This window comes from Photobacterium sp. SP02 (assembly GCF_038519165.1).
GTDB lineage: Bacteria > Pseudomonadota > Gammaproteobacteria > Enterobacterales > Vibrionaceae > Photobacterium > Photobacterium halotolerans.
Window position 1 is genome coordinate 146,956 of record NZ_JASJOJ010000005.1, and the last position, 20,449, is coordinate 167,404.

Below are 20,449 nucleotides of genomic sequence, written 5' to 3' on the forward strand. Positions count from 1 at the left end.
AATATTTAATATGAATAGAATAAAGAAAGCTGTAATCCCTGTTGCAGGGCTAGGTACTCGAATGTTACCCGCGACCAAAGCAATTCCTAAAGAGATGTTGCCGTTAGTCGATAAGCCGTTAATTCAGTATATTGTCAATGAATGCGTGGCTGCTGGTATTAAGGAAATTGTGCTGGTAACTCATTCTTCAAAAAATGCGATTGAAAATCACTTTGATACTTCGTTTGAGCTTGAGGCAACTTTAGAAAAGCGAGTGAAGCGTCAGCTACTTGATGAGGTTCAATCGATTTGCCCTAAAGATGTCACCATAATGCATGTACGGCAGGGTAATGCTTTAGGTTTGGGGCACGCCGTATTGTGTGCTAAACCCCTGATTGGAGATGAGCCTTTTGCCGTCTTATTGCCAGACGTTGTCCTGGACGAATATACAGCCGATCAGAGTAAAGAGAATCTGGCGGCTATGCTGACACGGTTTGCAAAATCATCAGCCAGCCAGATTATGGTTGAGCCTGTGCCAATGCAAGATGTATCAAAATACGGTGTTGTGGATTGTGGCGGCGCAGTACTGAGTGGTGGTCAATCGCACGCAATGACAGCTATGGTTGAGAAGCCTTCTGTTGAACAGGCACCATCTAATCTGGCTGTCGTGGGTCGCTATGTACTATCTGCCAAAATCTGGGACAAACTTGCTATAACGCCACCTGGTGCAGGCGATGAAATTCAGTTAACGGATGCTATTGATATGCTGATGGCAGAAGAAACTGTAGAGGCATTCCATATGACAGGTAAATCTCACGACTGTGGTGACAAAATCGGCTATATGAAAGCATTTATTGAGTATGGGCTTCGCCACTCAGAGTTGGGTGATGGCTTCAAGGCATACTTAAATGATGTCATCCCAATTGTGCGTGCTGTGTCCTGAGTTTCGATACCCCGACATGATTCGGGGTTAACTTGTTTAACTTAAGAGTCCCAACATGACTTCTGCATTCTTATTTGTTTTCCTGATGTCCTTTTGCAGCTTGTTTATCTGCCGTAAAGTGGCGAAACGGGTTGGACTGGTCGATGCACCTAACGAACGAAAACACCATAACGGTGTGATCCCGCTTGTGGGTGGTGTGTCGATCTTTGTTACGCTGGCGATAGCCTTCAGTTTTTTTGAATTGTTTCCGCAGAACCCCTGGTTGTATTTAAGCTGTGCCACTGTGTTGGTGGTTATCGGCGTGATTGATGACAGATACGATATCAGTTTTAAATTACGCTTGCTGGTACAGGCCTGCGTATCACTGGTGATGATTTTCATCGGCGATAAAAGCCTGCACTATCTGGGTTACATGTTGGGGGATTTTCCTCTCGATTTACCCGTAGTCGCCAGCACGCTGCTGACCATCTTCGCTGTCATTGGCGCGATTAACGCATTCAACATGGTTGATGGTATTGATGGCCTGTTAGGCGGCCTGGCTTCAGTCAGTTTTGCGGCACTCGGTTATGTCTTCTATGTGTCGGGTAACACGGAATTTTTTGTTATCTGCACCATGATAGTCACCGCTATGGTTCCTTACATTCTGTTGAACCTCGGTTTCCCTCTGGGGCGTCGGTTTAAAGTCTTTATGGGGGATGCCGGCAGTATCTTCATTGGTTTTACTGTCATCTGGTTATTGCTGGAAGCGACCCAGAAGGGTGAACTGAGTGCTATGCGCCCGGTCACTGCCTTGTGGTTAATTGCTTTACCATTAATGGATATGGCCACCATCATGATTCGACGAATCCGCAAAGGCCAGTCACCCTTTAAGCCGGATCGTGAACACCTGCACCATATTTGTCAGCGCATTGGTTTGTCACCTTTCATGACCTTGGTGGTGATTTGTGGCCTGGCAGCCAGTATGGCGGGAGTCGGTATTTGGTCTGACATATCGCAGGTTAACGAAACCCTGATGTTGCTGAGCTTTATGATTATGTTCGGTGTGTATTTTGCCGTGATCAGCCATATCTGGCGTATTACCACCTGGATACACAAGCTGACCGGCCGCAGTCAGCCGAAAACGCCCGAGCAGGCGACCTCAGAGCGTTAAGCGGATTCACCTAAGGGTGAATGCGATGTGAGTGATTGAACAGAAGTCAAAGATGTTGAACATGAACCCAGGCTTGTCCTGGGTTTTTTTATGCGTTTTTTCTGTGCATTATCCAGGAACCTGTCTGCTTTACTGGCTAATTTAACGTCCCAGCCGGTCTTCTCTTCTTATCTGTTTTGCAGCTTTGTCATAGTGGTCTAACTGATTGAGCCAGCATACAGCGGTCCATAACAGCACAAAGCCGATGTTCGTGGCCGCTGAATATACTGCTGTCAGGCACAGGCGTTCAGCTCTGTTAACTATCGCTTGTAATGTGCGCCTCAGCATAGCGTGTAAAATCTCTCTCATCGTCTTGGTCTTGTATTTGTTGTATCTGTATATGATTTAATATCTCTGTAACATATAAAGATGCGTCAGCTATTAAGTACAAGCTTAATGGATTTGAGAGAAGATGAACTAACTGGGACTGTTGTCCAATAAATTTGCAATGCGCCTGTAACAGCCATATATAGAAGTGAATAAGTGACAGCCGCACAGAACATACGGCTGTTTGCTTCGTTAAGAGGCTTCTTGCGGAGGCGAGTACTTTTCTACTTTCGACAGTGTGAAGAAGTAGATGAGGAAACACAGGATGAATAACCAAAACATCATATACTCTGGCACATTGGCAATCTCGCCATAAATCCCTACAGCGCTCAGTAAGGTCGCAATTGTGCAGATAGCAATCAGCGTTTGCAGTGAATTGAGGCCCAGACGCTGGAAGATATGGTGCAGATGCTCGCGGTCTGGTTTAAAGGGGGAGTCGCCGCGCTTGATTCGGCGGATCATGATGGCTGTCATATCCATTAAGGGGACGGCGATTATCCAGAGTGCCGTCACCGGCCGCAACGGTGGGCGGCTGCCATTCTGGCTGGCCAGCAGTAAAAACCAGATCACAGTGAAACCGATCAGCATACTACCTGCATCCCCCATAAAGACTTTACGCTGCCGGCCAAATGCCCCCAGGTTAAGCAGGATATAAGGGATCATCGCCACTATGATGATGCCGCACAGATACGCCAGTGATTGCTGACCATCGTGGAACAGCATGATACCCAGCCCGCCAAAAGTTACCATAGATAACCCGCCCAGCAGGCCATCAATACCGTCGACCATGTTGAAGGCATTGATAGCGCCAATCACCGCCAGTACAGTCACCAGATAGCCAAACATCCCCAGGTCTATTTCGCCAAAGCCAATCATATTCCCCAGCGTATGCAGTTCCAGACCGGCAAAAACCATCATGCAGACAGATAACAAGGCTTGGATCGCCAGGCGGAGCTTGAAGCTCACATCAAACTTATCATCAAGTGCACCGATGATGGTCAGAATGGTGATACAGAAAACGTAAAGCCCGGCGTCGTCCAGTATGTTCGGCGAGTAATAGAGAAACTGAGCCAGCGTAATGCAGATAGCCAAACCGCCAACCAGCGGGATCGCCCCCTGATGCAGCTTTCTGGCATTGGGTTTATCCACCAGACCAACACGTTTGGCGACCTTTCGAAGTAAAAAAAGTGCGGCAAATGAAGAAAAAAAGACAAAGAAAAAATCGGCTATCATGCTGTGGTCCGAAGGCATACAAAACGCAAAAAGACTACCAATATTTTGTCTCTCTAGGAAGAGAAGAAAAAATATTCACTAAGTAAATTATTACTTTTGCTCCCTCCGTCCCAAGTGCAGCTAGGCGCAAACACCAGCAAGCCTGATCGCAATGATTTGGACTAGGTAGCTGTAAGTGTTTGTTGCAACAGCATGAATATTTTACAATCACTCGCGTCGCAATAATCTTTGATAAATGGTTTGATATCATCCAGCAGGGAAATCCATGCAATATTTACAGTCTGAAGCTTCTGTTACTGAAGAGCTGTTAGCCCAGATTCTCATTACATCTGGCATCACCACCAAAAGCCTGTGTCGGCAGATCAGCAATAGCCATAGTGGCCCAGAGATAGAGGCAGCACTGTCTGCGATGCAGGAAGCTGGATTGGTGGTGAAAAAAAGACAGAGCTGGAGCTTGTCGCTGAACGGATTTTTGTCTGCATTACAGAGCTTATTGCGATTTGGCCGGGAGCGAACCCTTTATGCTGCTATGACCCACGCCGATAAGGTCTCTGTGGAACTGGAAGTCTATTCTGTGCTGTCAAATACCCGCTGGATGTTTGCCTATTCAGCGATTTCTCCGCAGGCGGAAGGGTTGCTGATGCATTTATTCCTGCATCCTGATGCGTGGGAATTACTGGCATTGATTGAAGACGACAGGCTGAAATACAGCCTGCAGGGATGGGCCTGGTTGTTAAATCAGCTGTACACGACGGGGAATATTACATGGGAGCCGTTAGCCAGCAAGACGATCACAGATTACGGCAGAAGGCAGGTTGTCTGGGCTCCTGCCGAGGATAATTGGCAGGCGCTCAGGGCCGGAAGTGTTTCCCACCCTTTGTGCGATCCTTTCGATGATAAGTACTTCCAGCATCGCACAGCTTTCTCTGCCATGACGGCAAAACGCTATTCCTATACGGCCTTGGCTGATCTGGCCGTAGTGGCTTTACTGGACAAATCCGAAGCCGTTGCAAGCTATCAGCACAGCCTCGACGCTCACCGTAGTCAGCAAATCGCGTATGACCAGTTCTGGCAACAGCAGGCTTACGTCATTATTGCGCCTTACAGTGAGCAAGAGGAATATTTGGCGGGTGTTGACGATTGGTTTGATTCACTCATGGTGATTGCAGATTACGTGAGCTGGGGGAAATTATTGCTGGATGTGCTGATGCTTTGCCAATGGCAGCATGCGAACCCGAAACAGTATCAGCAATGGGTGGCTCAGGTGAAAGCGCACCCGCTGACGGAAGTGATTTTATCCCATCACTCTGAAAGCCTGTTAGCCGCCAGAGCCAAACACGCCCTGCGTTACCTTACCGGACAGATCAGCGAATCTGACGCCCCTTTTTATGTCCCGGCTGCCCGCCAGGATATCTGGTTAAGAAAGCTGACGCAGACCATCCAGTCGGATAAGGAGGATCAGGCAGCTCAGCGACTGGTCTGGGAGTTGTGCCTGAAATCACTGAAAGTACAGCCGAGGATTCAGTCAATGGGGAAACGTGGCTGGACCAAAGGCCGGGTGATTCAACTGTATTCCATCCAGTATTCAGCGGCTGAAGCTTTGATGTCAGATGCTGACTGGCATGTCTGTCAGCAGCTGGAACGTCAGAGCAGGGTTCGCTGGGGCCAACCTGCTCCCGATGTGTTGCCGGTACTGAAAGCCTTGTCGGCGTGTGACAACATCATCAGTCAGGACGGCCAGTCCGTCAGTCTGCACGGTGTCAAGCCGCTGGCCGTGCTGCAAGCCGGTGAACAGGTGACATTCGATGTCTTTCCCCGAGTGGCAAATGGAACATTGCGGCAGGTGATGGATGATGCCTGGTGTTTTCTGGATATCTCAGCGATATCGCCTCAGTTCATTGAAGTTATCGAATCGAGACCTGAGCAACTGGGCAGTGAGCATTTGCAGCCACTGACAGAGGCGCTGGAACAGCAGAAGGATTTACTCTGGTACAGCCCATGCCAGCACAAAGGCAATATAAAACCTGGTAACTGGGATGCGAGGCCGCATTTATGGCTGGACTGGCATCAGGGCACTCTGGATGTGGCCATTGAGCACCAGAATGATGTGTCCGGTGAGCTGCCGGCAAATCGCATGAGCATGCCTTCGGGACAGGGAGAGACATGGATCAGCGGCCCGGATCAGCAATGGTATCAGCGTGATCTCAGCCAGGAAAAAGCGGATTCGCTGGCACTGAGCAAGCACCTGGGATTGAAAGCGAACAAGCAACGGCGCTGGGCCTTGTCTGGTGAAGCGGCGTTATCGCTGATAAAAGCCGTGCAGAATTTGCAGGACGTGCCGGTTCACTGGCGCCAGCGCAGCAGCCAGGTAAAGGTGCTGACCCGCCAGGATCTGACACTGGATATCGAGAAACGCAAAAACTGGTTTGCTGTCACAGGCAAGGCGTCCACGGATCAGCATCTGGAGCTGAACCTGCGTCTGTTACTGGCAAATAGCCGCCAGGGATTTATTGAGCAGGATAGCGACAATCTGGTTGTGCTGATGGAAGATGAGCTTCAGCAGCAATTACGTATGCTGGACGGTTTGCTCAATGAAGAGATGGCCGTCGATGTGCAGATGGCCTATCCCTTACAACAGGTACTGGAAACCTTTAGTCATCAGGGCGATGCGGGATGGCAGTCGCTGCAAGAAAAATGGTCAGAGAAGCCGGTGGTTGCCGAGCATATTCTGGCCCCGCTGAGGGATTATCAGAAAACCAGTGTCCAGTGGGCGGCGCACTTATCTCACCACGGCTTTGGTGCCTGTCTGGCAGACGATATGGGGCTGGGTAAAACCTTGCAGGCCATCAGTCTGATCCGCCACTATCAGTGCGAGGGCGCGGCATTGGTTGTGGCTCCCAAGTCTGTGATTCACAACTGGCAGGCAGAATGCCAGCGCTTTGCACCGGAGCTGACAGTGGTGGATCTGGAACAGGTGGATAACCGGAACGAAGCCATCGCCGCGGCGGGCGAAAAGACCGTTGTACTGGTCAGTTACGGATTACTGACCCGCTGTCAGGATGCGATGCAGGAAAAAGACTGGCAGACCATAGTGCTGGACGAAGCGCAGCAGATTAAAAATCCGCAGACCAAACGGGCAAAACTGGTATTTGGTTTAACGGCAGAGCGGCGTTTTACCCTTACCGGTACCCCAGTTGAAAATCATTTAACAGAGCTTTGGAGCCAGTTCGCTTTCCTGAATCCGGGCCTGCTGGGTTCGCTGAAGCAGTTCAGGCAGAAATATGGTCAGGCCGCGCGTAATGCCGAGGATATGATGCGGCTGAAAGCCTTGATCAGTCCGTTTATCATGCGGCGAATGAAAGGTGAGGTGTTATCTGAGCTGCCCAGCAAAACCGAGATCACCCACACCGTCTATTTATCGGCCAAAGAAAGTGCCGCTTATGAAGCCGTCCGTAAGGATGCCCTGAAAACAGCCAAAAACAGTAAGGGTGTGGTCGAGGTGCTTGCCGCACTGACCCGTTTAAGGCAGGTATGCTGTGACGCCAGTCTGGTGTTTGATTCCTTTGCGGAAGAGAGCAGTAAGCTCAGGGAGGCCCTGGCTCTGGTGTCAGAAGCGATAGAAGGCGGCCATCAGATTTTGGTGTTCAGCCAGTTTGTGCAATTGCTGAAACGTTTTGCGGCGCAGCTGGAACAAGCCTCGCTGTCGTTCAGTTATCTGGACGGACAGTCGAGCAGTAAGCAGAGGAAAGCGGCGATTGAGGCGTTTAAAGCAGGAAAGCATCCTGTCTTTCTCATCAGCCTGAAAGCGGGTGGAACGGGCCTGAACCTGACAGAAGCCGATACAGTTATTCATTTGGATCCGTGGTGGAATCCGGCGGTAGAAGATCAGGCCAGCGACAGGGCGCACCGTATGGGACAGAGCAGACCGGTGACAGTTTATCGTCTGGTCACAGAAAATACGGTGGAAGAAAAAATTGTCCAGCTTCACCGGGACAAACGCGATCTGGCAGAAAAAGTCCTTTCAGGGCAAGACGATACCCAGACCCTGAATCCGCAGATGCTGCTCAGTATGATAGAAGATTAAATGCTCGCATGGCGCTCTGCTTCATTTGTAGAGCAGGCGCCTCGCTGGTGGTTTTAGCCTGTCAGATCTGTTGTGCTGGTAACAAATGTTGACACCTCAACTTTTACTGGTTACTATTGTTACCAGTTGGCCGTTTTGGCTAACTACGTTCTTTAACAATGTGAGACTTACTAAGAAGGAGATGCCTATCGCGTATCATAAAAATAAAGAGATCAACGCGGCGATTGCATACGCCGTGTCTAATGGCTGGACTTATATCAAGCGTAAGGGTAAAGGCCATGCCGTGGCGATTTTGCGTTGTGGCAATGAAAACAAGTGCCATCAGAAATCAGTTTGGGGAACGCCTGACAGCCCTCAAGACCATGCGAAAGACATAATCTCATTAGTAGATAAATGCAAATAATACTAAGGCCGTCAAACGGCGGCCTTCTTCTTCAGGTCTCACACATCATAGGAAAGTAGCTATGAAAAAATACAGTTTCGATATTGTGGTAGGCGGAAAGAAGATCACTACCGACGATGATTTATTTGATGTCTCAGACGCTTTGTATGAGGCTGGATGCAGCGACGCTCACCCTGCGGCATACAATGGTACCTTGTACGTGAATTTCACGCGACAAGGTAAGAATTACGAGCAAGCAGTTATGTCTGCAATATCAGATATTGAGTCAGTTTCCGGTTTAGTCTGCCTATCAGTGGACATTGGCGATATGGTCAGCCTCAGTGATGCGGCAGAGTTAGCCAGCACCACCAAAGCAACGCTATCTCGATACAGCAAAGGCAGTCGTGGAAAAGGTGATTTCCCGACTCCTATCTTGCGCGTAGACAGTAGCCGTCCGCTATGGTCATGGAGTGACATTGCTGAATGGCTGGCAAAAAACAAAGCCATCGACAACGAACTGGTAGAACAGGCACAGATCACTGGATCAATTAACACCGCCCTATCTATCAGACATGCAAACTCAATGGACGCAGTGTCCCATTACCTTAATGCACTGAATAACAACCATGCGGTCGTTACCGCATAATAATAACTCCTTCAAAGTCTCACAGTTGGCCATCCTTGCGATGGCCTTTTTTTTGTCTTTCTGTATTCACTCGCGCAAGAAGCATAAGCAACAATAGCCAATATACCCACCAAGCCTATGTCTAGTACGCTCACATTGTGTGGGCTTTTTTATATCTTCGCTTCATTACTCACTGGTATAAAAGTTCTCATGCGAACCAAGGCTTAACAGGCAGAGCCTTAATTCGTTATTAATCCAAGAGTAGCCGAGTAGCAATTCTTGCTTGCTCACCTTGAACTTATGAACTCGCAAGTGTGACAAGTCGCTTTTCTTTTGCTGCCCTATTTTTGGATTGGCAATAATCTTTTCGATCTCATCTTCAACGATGTTGAGCTGCTTTGTTGGTAGCCTGCTTAGGGCTTTGGTGAAGCGCCTAGCCTCAAAGACCTCAATCTCTCTTTGTTCTTCGCTCATATGGCTTCACCAATCCCTGCTTAACCTCTTCTGTAGCTAATAATGATTCACGGACAAATTCATAAGACAGATCTGGGTTCTCCATCATGATTTTACCGATCTTGGCCCAGTACTCTATTTGCATGGGCACAGAGCGATTCTCAGCGATCCCATAAGCCTTGGCTTCGGAAACAAAGTCATCATTTAATCGAACGCTTGTTGCCATAATTAAATCTCCTACTTAATTAACGGTGATTTGACTATAGACACAACATTGCATAATGCAATCATTTGTCGCATTGTGATTTAGCCACCACTCACAATACAGTTGCGACTGGCACTTTTTCATCCGCGCGCCTTCAATCCCCTTGTCTATACTTGCCTGAACAGGTGATAAAAAAAGACTAATGTAGATTGGTATAAATACCTGACAAAGAAGTACCGAGTATCTTGCACTTTTTTGCGAAGGGGAAAGGCGTATGCAGATTTTACCGGTTATTCTGGCTGGGGGGACAGGCAGTCGCTTGTGGCCCTTATCGCGTGAGCAGTATCCCAAACAATTTCTTGCCCTTCAGCCTGCTGAAAACCCGTCTATTGCCTCTCCATCGCTCCCGGCCAGCATGCTGCAGCAAACCCTTGCCCGTCTGGCTGAGTTGGATGCTCTGTCCCCGTTAGTGATCTGTCAGGAAGAGCATCGGTTTCTTGCCGCAGAGCAGCTCAGATCCTGCACCAGCCAGCCGAGTCACCTTCTGCTCGAGCCCCAGGGCCGTAATACCGCGCCTGCCATTGCGCTGGCGGCGCTACTGGCACAGGAGTCGCCTGACAGTCTGTCTTTAGAAGATAGTGATCCCTTACTTCTGGTGCTGGCGGCTGATCATCTGATTCTGGATACCGCCGCTTTTACTCAGGCCGTCAGGACAGCGCTGCCGCTGGCTGACAGCGGCAAGCTGGTGACTTTCGGTATTCCCCCTCAGTCGCCCGAGACAGGGTACGGCTATATCAAACGCGGCGCGGCGCTCGGCGCAGCGTTTGACGTCGCGCAATTTGTCGAAAAGCCGGATCTCAATACCGCCAGAGAGTATCTGGTCAGTGGTCATTATTACTGGAACAGCGGCATGTTCCTGTTTCGCGCTTCTGCCTATTTGCAGCAGCTGTCTCAGTTCCGGCCGGACATTCTGGCCGCCTGCCGCCAGTCTGTCGCTTCGCCTGAGCGGGACCGGGATTTCATTCGTATCGACAGCTCGGCTTTTGCCGGCTGTCCTGCCGAGTCGATTGATTATGCGGTGATGGAGAAAACCCGCCAGGCGGTGATGGTGCCGATGGAAGCTGGCTGGAGCGATGTCGGCGCCTGGTCATCGCTGTGGGAGCTCAGTCCCAAAGATGCCGCAAGCAACGTGGTTATCGGGGATGTGCTGACCGCGCAGAGCCACCATTGTTACCTCAGGGCCGACAGCCGACTGGTGGCGACTGTCGGTCTGGACAACGTAGTGGTGATTGAAACCAAGGATGCGGTACTGGTGGCCGCCAAAGATAAAGTCCAGGATGTGAAAGATATAGTGGCGCAACTGAAAGCGGCACAGCGGCCGGAATGTGAGCTGCACCGCGAGGTGTATCGTCCCTGGGGCAAGTATGATCAGGTTGATAGCGGCGGGCGTCATCAGGTGAAACACATCACGGTCAATCCGGGTGAAAAATTATCGCTGCAAATGCATCATCACCGCGCCGAACACTGGGTGGTGGTATCAGGGACGGCCAAAGTTACTCAGGGAGATAAAACCTGGTTGCTGACCGAAAACCAGTCCACTTACATTCCGGTCGGCGTGGTACACGCGCTGGAGAATCCGGGCAAAATTCCGCTGGAAATCATTGAAGTGCAGTCAGGCAGTTATCTCGGCGAAGACGATATTGTCCGCTTTGAAGACAGGTACGGCAGAAAGTAAGCGGGATGGCTGCGTCGATAAGGAGGCCGGCATGGAAAGACTCACCTGTTTTAAAGCCTACGATATCCGCGGTGAGCTGGGGCGGGAGCTGAACGAGGACATAGCTTACCGGATCGGCCGGGCGTACGGCCAGCATTTCCGGCCAGTAACGGTGGCGATTGGCGGCGATGTGCGGCTTTCCTCGCCGTCATTGAAAATGGCACTGGCGCAAGGTTTGATGGATGCCGGAGTGGATGTGATCGATCTCGGTCTGACTGGTACAGAAGAGGTATATTTCGCGGCGCAAAGCCTGCTCGTTGACGGGATCGAAGTGACGGCCAGCCATAATCCGATCAATTACAATGGCATGAAGCTGGTCAGGGCCGGGGCGATCCCTGTTAGTGGCGATACGGGCTTGCACGATATTCGCATACTGGCGGAAAGAAATGACTTTGCGGCGCCCGATCAGATCGGCCAGCTGCGTCACCATTGTGTGCTGAATGACTATATTGACCACCTGCTGTCTTATATCGCATCGTCAGAGATTACACCGCTGCGGCTGGTGGTCAACGCCGGCAATGGCGCGGCGGGACATGTGATTGATGCGCTGGAGGCGCAATTTGGTCAGCGCCGGATCCCCATTGAGTTTGTGAAAATCCACCATGAGCCCGATGGCACTTTTCCTCACGGGATTCCCAATCCGTTATTGCCAGAGTGCCGGGCGGCGACTTCACAAGCGGTGAGGGCGCATCGGGCCGATATGGGCATTGCCTGGGATGGCGATTTTGACCGCTGCTTTCTGTTCGATGAACACGGCCAGTTCATCGAGGGCTATTATATTGTCGGTTTGCTGGCACAAGCTTTTTTGCAGCAGCCTGAACTTCAGCAAGAATGCCAGCCGAGCAAAATCATTCATGATCCCCGTCTGACCTGGAATACGATCGATATCGTCACGGCCAATGGCGGAGAAGCGATCCAGTCGAAAACCGGTCATGCTTTTATTAAAGAAAGGATGCGGCAGGAAGACGCCCTATACGGCGGTGAAATGAGTGCCCACCATTATTTTCGCGATTTTGCCTATTGCGACAGCGGTATGATCCCCTGGTTGCTGGTGGCACAGCTGTTGTCTGTAAAAGGACAGCGTCTGTCGGAGCTGGTCGCGGACAGGATGCGGGCTTATCCGGCCTCCGGTGAAATCAATCTGATGGTCACTGACACGGACGATGCCATCGCGACAGTCCGCGCTGTGTACGAGCCGGACGCACTGGCACTGGATCAGACTGACGGGATCAGTCTGAGTTTTTCTGACTGGCGCTTTAATCTCAGGGCATCAAATACCGAACCCGTTTTGCGTTTGAATGTCGAGTCCCATGGCGATTCCGCGCTGATGAAAACGAAAACGGCTGAAGTGCTGGCGTTGCTCCAGCCGTTTTCTGTTCCCAGGTCATGACCAATAAAGGCACCGTCAGAAAGGCACCTGGCCCGACAGTATCACGGTCAGCTGACTGGCTTGCTGATAGTCCAGATTGTCACTGATCACCTGCATTTGTATTTGGGTGTAGAGTTGCAGTGATGCCGAAAATAGAGCGAGCCTGAAATCGTGACAAACCCTGCTGAATGACCATTTATAAGCGATAGGAAAGATGGACTCGGCAGGGCAGCCTGTCGATGTGCATTCACCCAGTGCGACAGGCCTTCTGGCTCAGTGCATGAATAAGGTTCAGGATGACCATACACTGCAGTATTTTTTGTTGAATCCAGTCAACGCGTTGTTATGCAAATTGTAGTAACATCTTTTTATCATAGGTTTAGGTAATCTTTTCGTTGATGGATTCGGAGATCCTTTCGTTTATTGTTTAAATAATAACGTTTGCGTTATTATTTGGTGTAAGATTTCAGTATATGGTAAAGCCGACAACGCCTCGGAAGGCGAATGAGTATGAAGACAGTGACGGACGGTCTCCGTTCGGTGAATGGCTCACAGCTCTCAAAGACGTGAGAGGTAAAGTGAAAATCACTAAGGCCATTACGCAAATGGAAGGCGGTAATTTTGGTGACCATAAGGCGATCACCGGTGGTTCTGGGTTATACGAACGCCGGATTGATTTTGGACCAGGGTACCGCATTTACTACATCATCGAAGGCGATAAGCTGATCATCATCTTTGCCGGTAGCGAAAAAAAGGATCAGCAACAGGCAATTGATAACGCCAAAGATTACTACGCGGACTACAAGAAGCGTAAGAAAGAAGAATCGGACAGCGCAGCGAAAGGCAAGCAGTCCAGACCCAAGAAGGGTAAGTGAGGCTGAATATGGCACTGACACGCGAATTTAAAGAAACCGTGATGGAAATGTGTAAAGACCCAGAGTATCGCAAAGCATTGCTGGCAGAGGCTCTGGAAACTTACCTGGAAGGAGATATCCCTACTGGTAATGCTCTGATGCGTGATTATCTCAATGGGTGTCAGGCGTTCGAGGAAGTGGCAGCTGAAACCGGTCTGGCTGTTCCTTCTCTGCGTCGAATGCTCTCTCCTAAAGGTAATCCGCAACTGAAGAACTTCTTTATGATTTATTCAGCGTGCAGTCACCGTGAAGGGATAGAAGCGAAAGATTTAGTTGCTGTATAAAGAAAAAGCCCCGAGAGGGGCTTTTTCTTTATACAGTCAGCTTATGTAGGACACTTAACAGAATCTTAAAGCCTGCAGCATGCTTGTGGCCCTCCGCCGCCCAGTTGAACCGCTATTTCTGAGACATCAATGCCCTTAGTTTCTTCTGTAATTTGATACCTGCCATAGAGCCTTGGTTCTGTGAGTAGGGTGTTTTTTGAGCGGGTGACGAATTACGCAGTGGCACTTAAAGCGTGATAAAAGCCGGGCAAGCGTCCAGTAAAAAACCGGTTAAAAGCCAGGTAAAAAGTAGGGTCAAAAGGATGACTGAACCTGATGCGGCCTGACTAAACGGACATGCCGTCGAATATTTGAAATTAACCTGTGTTGGGCATGAAAGTTTTTCGTGAATTCAGTCGCGCAATTTTGCTGTTAATGTTTCACCTGTCATTAACTTTGTCATGCTGGGTGAATTATTTAATCTCTTAATACCAGGGGAATCAGGTGAATATTTTACACCATGGAGCCAGGGACGGGGTGACCGGTTCCTGTCATGAGCTACAGCTAGGAAAATACAGTCTGTTAATAGATTGCGGTACGTTTCAGGGCGAGGAAGCCAAAGCCAGCAATGATATTACCTTTCCTGTCGAGCCCATTCGGGCACTTATTCTGACCCATTGCCATATCGACCATGTTGGCCGTATTCCCTGGTTATTAGCGGCTGGCTTTCGCGGGCCAATTTATGCCACAGAAGCGACAGCAGCCTTGTTGCCTTTGATGCTCGAAGATGGGCTGAAGCTGCAACTGGGACTGAGTGATGAAAAGTGCGAAGCCTTTATCCGGCTGGTGCGATCTCAGCTAAAACCTGTGCCATTTGATTGCAGGGCACAGATCATGTTGCCGGATGGCCAGGATGTCAGTCTCTCATTTCGTCAGGCAGGCCACATTTTAGGCTCGGCCTATGTCGAGTTACTGTTACCCGAGCGCCGGAAAGTGGTGTTCTCCGGCGACCTTGGTCCCAGCAATACCCCGCTGCTGGTCGACCCTGAACCGCCGCTGCACGCTGACGTACTGGTGCTGGAAAGCACCTATGGCAATAAGCGCCACCCTGGCGTGGCAACAAGAGAGCAGGCGTTAAAAAGCGTGGTCGAGCAGTCGTTAAAAGACGGCGGGGCCATTTTGATACCGGCGTTCAGCCTGGGGCGCACTCAGGAGCTGCTGTTTGATTTGGAAAACATTGTGAACAACGAAATCCGGCAGCCTTCTGCGGAGAGTCCTTGGCTCAATTTGCCGATTGTGCTTGATTCCCCCTTAGCCATGAAAATCACACAAGCCTATCAGGGCTTTAAGCGGTTATGGACCAAAGAAGCCAAGGCAAGGCTGGATAACGGGCGTCATCCGCTGGACTTTGATCAGTGTACCCAGATTGATGAACACAGCGATCATATCGGCTTGGTTAACCGTTTGAAGGCCAGTGGCGAGCCGGCCGTTATTGTGGCTGCCAGCGGGATGTGCAGTGGCGGGCGGATCATGAATTATCTCGAAGCTTTACTGCCTGATCCCAGAACCGACCTGCTGCTTATTGGCTATCAGGCCAGAGGCACACTGGGCCGGGAACTGCAAAACGGCGCCAAAGAAGTGATGATTAATAATAACCGTATTGCAGTGAACGCCAGAGTGCACACTATGACGGGGTATTCAGCCCATGCCGATCAGCGGGATCTGATCCGTTTTGTGAAGGGCATTGAACAAGGGCCTGCTGAGATTCGTCTGGTGCATGGCGACAGACCCGCCCAGGAAGCACTGGCGCGGCGTTTGCAAAAGGTCAAACCGGATGCAAAGGTGATAGTTTGCGCAAACCTGAACCAGGATTAAGTCATAGCTTGCATCAGGACTGTCTTGCGATACTCTATTCTGCGCGATAACACAGTGATAGCTGAGCAGTATATTCAATCCGTTTAATGGGCTTTGTCATCTGCATTCCATATCAACCCATTAAGCTGGGGCTATCATTGTTGTTAAGTAGGCCGAGTTTGAGGACAGATAATGAAAATAACAGTAGCGGGAACAGGTTATGTTGGCCTGTCGAATGCTGTATTGCTGGCACAAAACCATCAGGTTATTGCGCTGGATATTGTAGAAGAGAAGGTAAATCAGCTTAATCAGAGGCTCTCTCCGATCGTTGATACAGAAATCAGCGAATACCTCAAACACCGTGAGCTGAACCTGACGGCCACGACAGATAAACACCTCGCGTATGAAAACGCCGATTTCGTCATCATAGCAACGCCAACCGACTATGATCCGGTGACCAATTATTTTAATACTGCATCAGTGGAGTCGGTGATACGCGATGTTATTACCATCAACCCTGATGCTGTGATGGTGATTAAATCCACGGTTCCTGTTGGTTATACCCAGCGGATCAAAGAAGAGTTTGGTACTGATAACATTCTGTTTTCACCTGAGTTTCTTCGCGAGGGCCGGGCGCTGTACGATAACCTGTATCCATCACGCATTATTGTCGGTGAGCAATCGCAGCGGGCTGAAACCTTCGCAAATCTGCTGATCGAAGGTGCGGTTAAAGACGATATTCCGGTGCTGTTTACCCATTCGACCGAAGCGGAAGCGGTGAAACTGTTTTCCAATACTTATCTGGCGATGCGGGTGGCTTATTTCAATGAGCTGGACAGTTATGCTGCCGCACATGGCCTGGACAGCCGTGAAATTATCCAGGGGGTGGGGCTGGATCCGCGTATTGGCACCCACTATAACAATCCTTCGTTTGGTTACGGCGGTTATTGTTTACCCAAAGACACCAAGCAATTGCTGGCAAACTATCAGGAAGTGCCGAACAACCTGATCCGGGCCATCGTTGATGCCAATTCCACCCGCAAGGACTTTATTGCTGAATCCATTTTGCGCAAAAAGCCCAAGGTGGTGGGTGTGTACCGCCTGATCATGAAAAGTGGCTCAGACAATTTCCGGGCATCATCGATTCAGGGCATCATGAAGCGCATTAAAGCCAAAGGTGTGGATGTTGTTGTTTATGAGCCTGTGCTGAAAGACGATGAATTCTTTCATTCCGCGGTGATTCGTGACTTAGCGGAGTTCAAGGCAATGTCTGATGTGATTGTGTCGAACCGAATGACGCCAGAGCTGGAAGATGTGCTGGAGAAAGTCTACACCCGCGATCTGTTTGGTGCTGATTAATCAGAGAATTCTGACCAAAATGGGGGAGTGTCTTACTTTTCTTGCGGTTTGATTTCGACATAGATCACAGAAAATTAGCATCCCTGTCTATACTTGAATTACCTCTTTGGTTATTTGAGATGGTCAGGGACTGCTATGAGAACTCTTGCGAGAATCCTTACGGGGATCGATTCCCGAAAACCCGTCATTGCGCTAATGGCGGCTGGAATAATGGTTGCTGGAATGACGATGAGTCTGGGTGTGAGTGCGGCAGAAACGGTAACTGACGTACCCGCTGTACCCAGAGCAACGTCAGCCCCAGTGACGACCCCTTCTTCTGCAACAACATCTTCTGCGACGACCTCGACGGCGGCCTCCTCGAAAGGGTCTGCGGCGGGCATCACCACGGCGTCTGCGGCATCAGCCGGGGGCTTGACGGCCACTGTGGTTGCTGTCGGGGTGGCCGCTGTGGTGATAGGCGTCGCGTTATCGGACACCGGCGGCGGTGATGATAACCCTGCGCCGCCGGTCACCAATCAGCAATAGCCTGAACCTCACCTGAGCGGTATCACTGCCGGGTATTGAGTGCTCTCCTCACGTAAATGGGGAGAGCCATTACGGCTGTGCGCTACCCATTTTGCGTGACACATATTGCTGAATCAGCTTTCTACTGCTTTTCCTTTGAGTAACTTGCGTACCCACATCCGTCCAGGATGCAGGGCATCAAGGACACTCAGAGGCAGTGGCAGGGGATCACCGCATAACTGGGACGCCAGCACTTCTCCCAGCAGCGGCGCAGAGCTGAGACCGCGAGAGCCCAGTCCTATCATGGCATACAGTCCGGAATAGACAGGCACATCCGCCGCTTCGCTTTGTTGCTCCCGCAGAGCGGCATACTGACTCAACAGCGTCTCAAAGCGGCAGACATCCCCGACGAAAGGCAAATGATCCCGGCTGGCACAGCGAACACCGGTTCGGGCATCCTGTGCGGAGAAATCGATGGCTGTTGGCCAGTCGACTGCGGGCAAACACTCAGCCAGCCGCGCCTGATTGTCCTGGTGTTCTTCTGGCGAGAAACTCAGATCGGTACTGTTGCGGCGATAACTGGCGCCGATACAGTGCGTCTGTGTGTCTGGGTTGACCGGCGTCAGATAACCGTCGTAACACAGAACCGATTTCAGTTGCGCCAGCTCACCCTGGCTGGGCACATGGCTGACCTGACCACGTACTGAGTAGGCTGGGATATCCCGGGTCTGCGCGAACTCTGCAAAGCGATGCCCATTGGCAACCACCACGGTTGCGTGGGTGAATTGGCGGTTATCACGGCTGATCAGCGACCACTGAGCGCTGTCATTCTGGCTCAGGCTGGTGATGTCAGTATCAGTGTGCAGTGACAAGCGTCCCGTTGCCTGTGCCTGTTGAATCAGGGCGCGAGTCAGCGCTTGCGGGCACAGCCAGCCGCCAAGCGGGTAGTGCACACTGCGGTGACCTGTGGCGATGCCTGTGATGGCCTGAGTCTGTTCGACATCCAGGGCATGAACGACATCCTGCGGAAAGCCGCCGTTCAGCATCTTATCCAGTTTTTCTGCCGTTTTCTCATTCCAGGCCAGTTGAGTGACGCCGCACCAGTCATGGCTGAAATCACTGACTGCAGCTGCCTGTTCGACAAACTGCCGGGCGTAGAGATAAGCCGGGGCAAAGAAACGGCTGAGCGCATCGTTGGAACCATTCAGCAGCGGGTAGACAGCGCCCTGGCGATTGCCTGATGCCCCTTCTGCCGGCAGGGCGTCGGCACAGTAAAGGCTGACCTGAACGCCGCGCCGCACCAGTGCCAGTGCCGTCGCGGCTGATCCTATTCCGCCGCCAATGATAGCCACGTCGGATAAATCTGCGGCGCTCTGGCGGGCATACCAGGGGGCAAAATTGGCCCCCTGGCGGCGTTCAGACAAGGTGCCGGCCAACATATCTCGCTTGTAGCCGAACCCTTTGACTTTTTTCATGTCAAAACCGGCATCGTTCAGTCCGCGGCGGACAAAACCGGCGGCGGTGAATGTGGCGGCGGTACAGGCTTCGCGGGCCAGTGCTGCCATGCCGTTGAAGAGATCCTGATTCCACATCTCAGGATTTTTGCTGGGGGCAAAACCATCGAGAAACCAGGCGTCGACTAACCCGCCTGCCGGGGTCCATACTTGAGGAAGAGAGGTTTTAATGTCACCAAACCACAGGTCCAGGGTGATCATGCCATCTTCCAGCACCAGGCGGTGGCAGTCGGCAACGGCTGGCGGATAATGGGCATGGAGCTGACGGGCAAGATCGGCCAGCTCAGGCCAGGATTCATGGGCTTTGATCAGATCCTGGCGGGTGACAGGGAATTTTTCGAAACTGATAAAATGCAGCTCTTTAACACTGGCGTTTGGGTTAGCCTGACGAAAGGCTTTGAACCACTGCCAGACCGCAAGAAAATTCAGACCCGTGCCAAAGCCGGTTTCTGCCACAACAAATCGGCGGCGGTCAAAGGTGTCCCAGCGTGTCGGCAGCCCATTCTGCTGCAAAAATACATAACGTGTTTCTTCGAGTCCGTTGGCATTGGAGAAATACACGTCGTCGAAATCGTGCGAAACTGGCGTACCGGCTTCATTCCAGTCCAGAACGGCATTTTCAATCTGTTTAGGCGACGAATGGGACAAAAGGACAACCTCTTAGTAAAGATAACGTGATGATTTTTTAAGCAAGAAATGTGAAATGCCGCTATGTCTTACAGGCAAACTTTGGTAAAAGATCATCAACTGACCACGATAAGTAGCGGATTGTAACCGATCACGGGGAAAGCTGACCACTTAAGCTTACTAAACCCGTTATCATCACCGCGTTAAATGACAGTAGGAATTCATCATGAAACGAGCCGTAATTACAGGCATGGGTATCGTATCCAGTATCGGTAACAATGTGAAAGAGGTACTGGATTCTCTGAAAACAGGTAAGTCAGGCATTAACTTTTCTCAGCAGTTTGCAGACGCAAAACTGCGCAGCAATGTCTGGGGTGACCTGAAAATGAACCCGGCTGATCATATCGATCGTAAAAAAATGCGTTTCATGGGCGATGCCGCAGCCTTCGCGTATTTGTCTATGGAACAGGCAATTGAAGATGCTGGTCTGACTGAAGAGCAGGTCTCTAATGAACGTACTGGTCTGGTGGCCGGTTCGGGTGGCGCATCCTCGTATAACCAGGTTGCAGCCGTTGATATTCTGCGTGAGAAAGGTGTGAAGCGTGTCGGTCCTTACATGGTACCGCGTACTATGTCGTCCACCGTGTCTGCCTGTCTGGCAACCCCATTCAAGATTCGTGGTGTTAACTACACCATGAGTTCTGCCTGTGCGACATCAGCGCACTGTATCGGCCACGCGCTGGAGCTGATTCAACTGGGCAAACAAGACGTTGTATTCGCCGGTGGCGGTGAACAACTGAGAGATAGGCCAAGCGGTTTTAATTTCAGCTAAAATACTCATTTATTCGCAG

General features: G+C 50.7%; 16 protein-coding genes and 1 pseudogene. 13 read left to right on the top strand and 4 right to left on the bottom strand.

Annotated elements, in window-relative coordinates; translation table 11 throughout:
- The first annotated feature begins 10 nt into the window (after window positions 1–10).
- Entirely contained in the window at window positions 11–922 is a 912-nt protein-coding gene (gene galU / locus P0Y67_RS04035; RefSeq protein ID WP_342390838.1) for a UTP--glucose-1-phosphate uridylyltransferase GalU, read from the top strand.
- Between the two features lie 55 nt (window positions 923–977).
- Window positions 978–2,072, top strand: coding sequence for a UDP-N-acetylglucosamine--undecaprenyl-phosphate N-acetylglucosaminephosphotransferase (gene wecA / locus P0Y67_RS04040; RefSeq protein ID WP_342390839.1), 1,095 nt, complete (start codon window positions 978–980; stop codon window positions 2,070–2,072).
- A 558-nt stretch (window positions 2,073–2,630) separates the two neighbouring features.
- On the opposite strand, the gene wecA (P0Y67_RS04045) is transcribed toward wecA (P0Y67_RS04040), so the two are convergent.
- On the bottom strand, window positions 2,631–3,671 hold the full coding sequence (wecA, locus tag P0Y67_RS04045; RefSeq protein WP_342390840.1) for a UDP-N-acetylglucosamine--undecaprenyl-phosphate N-acetylglucosaminephosphotransferase: 1,041 nt from the start codon (window positions 3,669–3,671) through the stop codon (window positions 2,631–2,633).
- A 265-nt stretch (window positions 3,672–3,936) separates the two neighbouring features.
- Between wecA (P0Y67_RS04045) and P0Y67_RS04050 the strand changes: the two genes are divergently transcribed.
- From P0Y67_RS04050 to P0Y67_RS04060, 3 genes are all read left to right on the top strand, one after another.
- Window positions 3,937–7,755, top strand: coding sequence for a DEAD/DEAH box helicase (locus tag P0Y67_RS04050; RefSeq protein ID WP_342390841.1), 3,819 nt, complete (start codon window positions 3,937–3,939; stop codon window positions 7,753–7,755).
- A gap of 85 nt (window positions 7,756–7,840) precedes the next feature.
- The gene (locus tag P0Y67_RS04055) at window positions 7,841–8,158 is read left to right on the top strand and encodes a hypothetical protein (RefSeq protein ID WP_342390842.1); all 318 of its coding nucleotides are present in this window, start codon (window positions 7,841–7,843) and stop codon (window positions 8,156–8,158) included.
- A 61-nt stretch (window positions 8,159–8,219) separates the two neighbouring features.
- Window positions 8,220–8,783: a helix-turn-helix transcriptional regulator gene (locus tag P0Y67_RS04060; protein ID WP_161442640.1), complete on the top strand. Its 564-nt coding sequence runs from the start codon at window positions 8,220–8,222 to the stop codon at window positions 8,781–8,783.
- A 165-nt stretch (window positions 8,784–8,948) separates the two neighbouring features.
- Here the strand turns inward: P0Y67_RS04060 and P0Y67_RS04065 are convergent, their stop codons facing one another.
- Window positions 8,949–9,236: a type II toxin-antitoxin system RelE/ParE family toxin gene (locus P0Y67_RS04065; RefSeq protein ID WP_342390843.1), complete on the bottom strand. Its 288-nt coding sequence runs from the start codon at window positions 9,234–9,236 to the stop codon at window positions 8,949–8,951.
- Entirely contained in the window at window positions 9,211–9,441 is a 231-nt protein-coding gene (locus P0Y67_RS04070) for a TA system antitoxin ParD family protein (protein WP_161442636.1), read from the bottom strand. The genes P0Y67_RS04065 and P0Y67_RS04070 overlap by 26 nt, the downstream gene beginning before the upstream one ends.
- 253 nt (window positions 9,442–9,694) lie before the next feature.
- Here P0Y67_RS04070 and P0Y67_RS04075 point away from each other — a divergent pair, with 253 nt between their 5' ends.
- The 7 genes from P0Y67_RS04075 to P0Y67_RS04105 all read left to right on the top strand — a co-directional run bounded on the left by P0Y67_RS04075 (window position 9,695) and on the right by P0Y67_RS04105 (window position 17,478).
- Window positions 9,695–11,155 (top strand): mannose-1-phosphate guanylyltransferase/mannose-6-phosphate isomerase, encoded by a 1,461-nt coding sequence (locus tag P0Y67_RS04075; RefSeq protein ID WP_342390844.1) that lies wholly within the window; start codon window positions 9,695–9,697, stop codon window positions 11,153–11,155.
- Between the two features lie 31 nt (window positions 11,156–11,186).
- Entirely contained in the window at window positions 11,187–12,584 is a 1,398-nt protein-coding gene (locus tag P0Y67_RS04080; RefSeq protein WP_342390845.1) for a phosphomannomutase CpsG, read from the top strand.
- A 452-nt stretch (window positions 12,585–13,036) separates the two neighbouring features.
- Window positions 13,037–13,438 carry a type II toxin-antitoxin system RelE/ParE family toxin gene (locus P0Y67_RS04085; RefSeq protein ID WP_342390846.1) on the top strand — a complete coding sequence of 134 codons (402 nt, stop codon included), beginning with the start codon at window positions 13,037–13,039 and terminating at the stop codon, window positions 13,436–13,438.
- A gap of 8 nt (window positions 13,439–13,446) precedes the next feature.
- Window positions 13,447–13,761 carry a helix-turn-helix domain-containing transcriptional regulator gene (locus tag P0Y67_RS04090; protein ID WP_342390847.1) on the top strand — a complete coding sequence of 105 codons (315 nt, stop codon included), beginning with the start codon at window positions 13,447–13,449 and terminating at the stop codon, window positions 13,759–13,761.
- Between the two features lie 483 nt (window positions 13,762–14,244).
- Window positions 14,245–15,615 carry an MBL fold metallo-hydrolase gene (locus tag P0Y67_RS04095; protein ID WP_303453151.1) on the top strand — a complete coding sequence of 457 codons (1,371 nt, stop codon included), beginning with the start codon at window positions 14,245–14,247 and terminating at the stop codon, window positions 15,613–15,615.
- A 171-nt stretch (window positions 15,616–15,786) separates the two neighbouring features.
- The gene (locus P0Y67_RS04100; protein ID WP_342390848.1) at window positions 15,787–16,953 is read left to right on the top strand and encodes a nucleotide sugar dehydrogenase; all 1,167 of its coding nucleotides are present in this window, start codon (window positions 15,787–15,789) and stop codon (window positions 16,951–16,953) included.
- A 228-nt stretch (window positions 16,954–17,181) separates the two neighbouring features.
- Window positions 17,182–17,478, top strand: a complete 297-nt coding sequence (locus P0Y67_RS04105) for a hypothetical protein (RefSeq protein ID WP_342390849.1) — start codon at window positions 17,182–17,184, stop codon at window positions 17,476–17,478.
- A 113-nt stretch (window positions 17,479–17,591) separates the two neighbouring features.
- Here P0Y67_RS04105 and mnmC read toward each other — a convergent pair whose 3' ends face one another.
- On the bottom strand, window positions 17,592–19,619 hold the full coding sequence (gene mnmC, locus P0Y67_RS04110; protein WP_342390850.1) for a bifunctional tRNA (5-methylaminomethyl-2-thiouridine)(34)-methyltransferase MnmD/FAD-dependent 5-carboxymethylaminomethyl-2-thiouridine(34) oxidoreductase MnmC: 2,028 nt from the start codon (window positions 19,617–19,619) through the stop codon (window positions 17,592–17,594).
- A gap of 205 nt (window positions 19,620–19,824) precedes the next feature.
- Between mnmC and P0Y67_RS04115 the strand changes: the two are divergent.
- Window positions 19,825–20,397, top strand: a pseudogene (locus tag P0Y67_RS04115) (beta-ketoacyl synthase N-terminal-like domain-containing protein); the annotation flags it as partial.
- Window positions 20,398–20,449 lie beyond the last annotated feature (52 nt).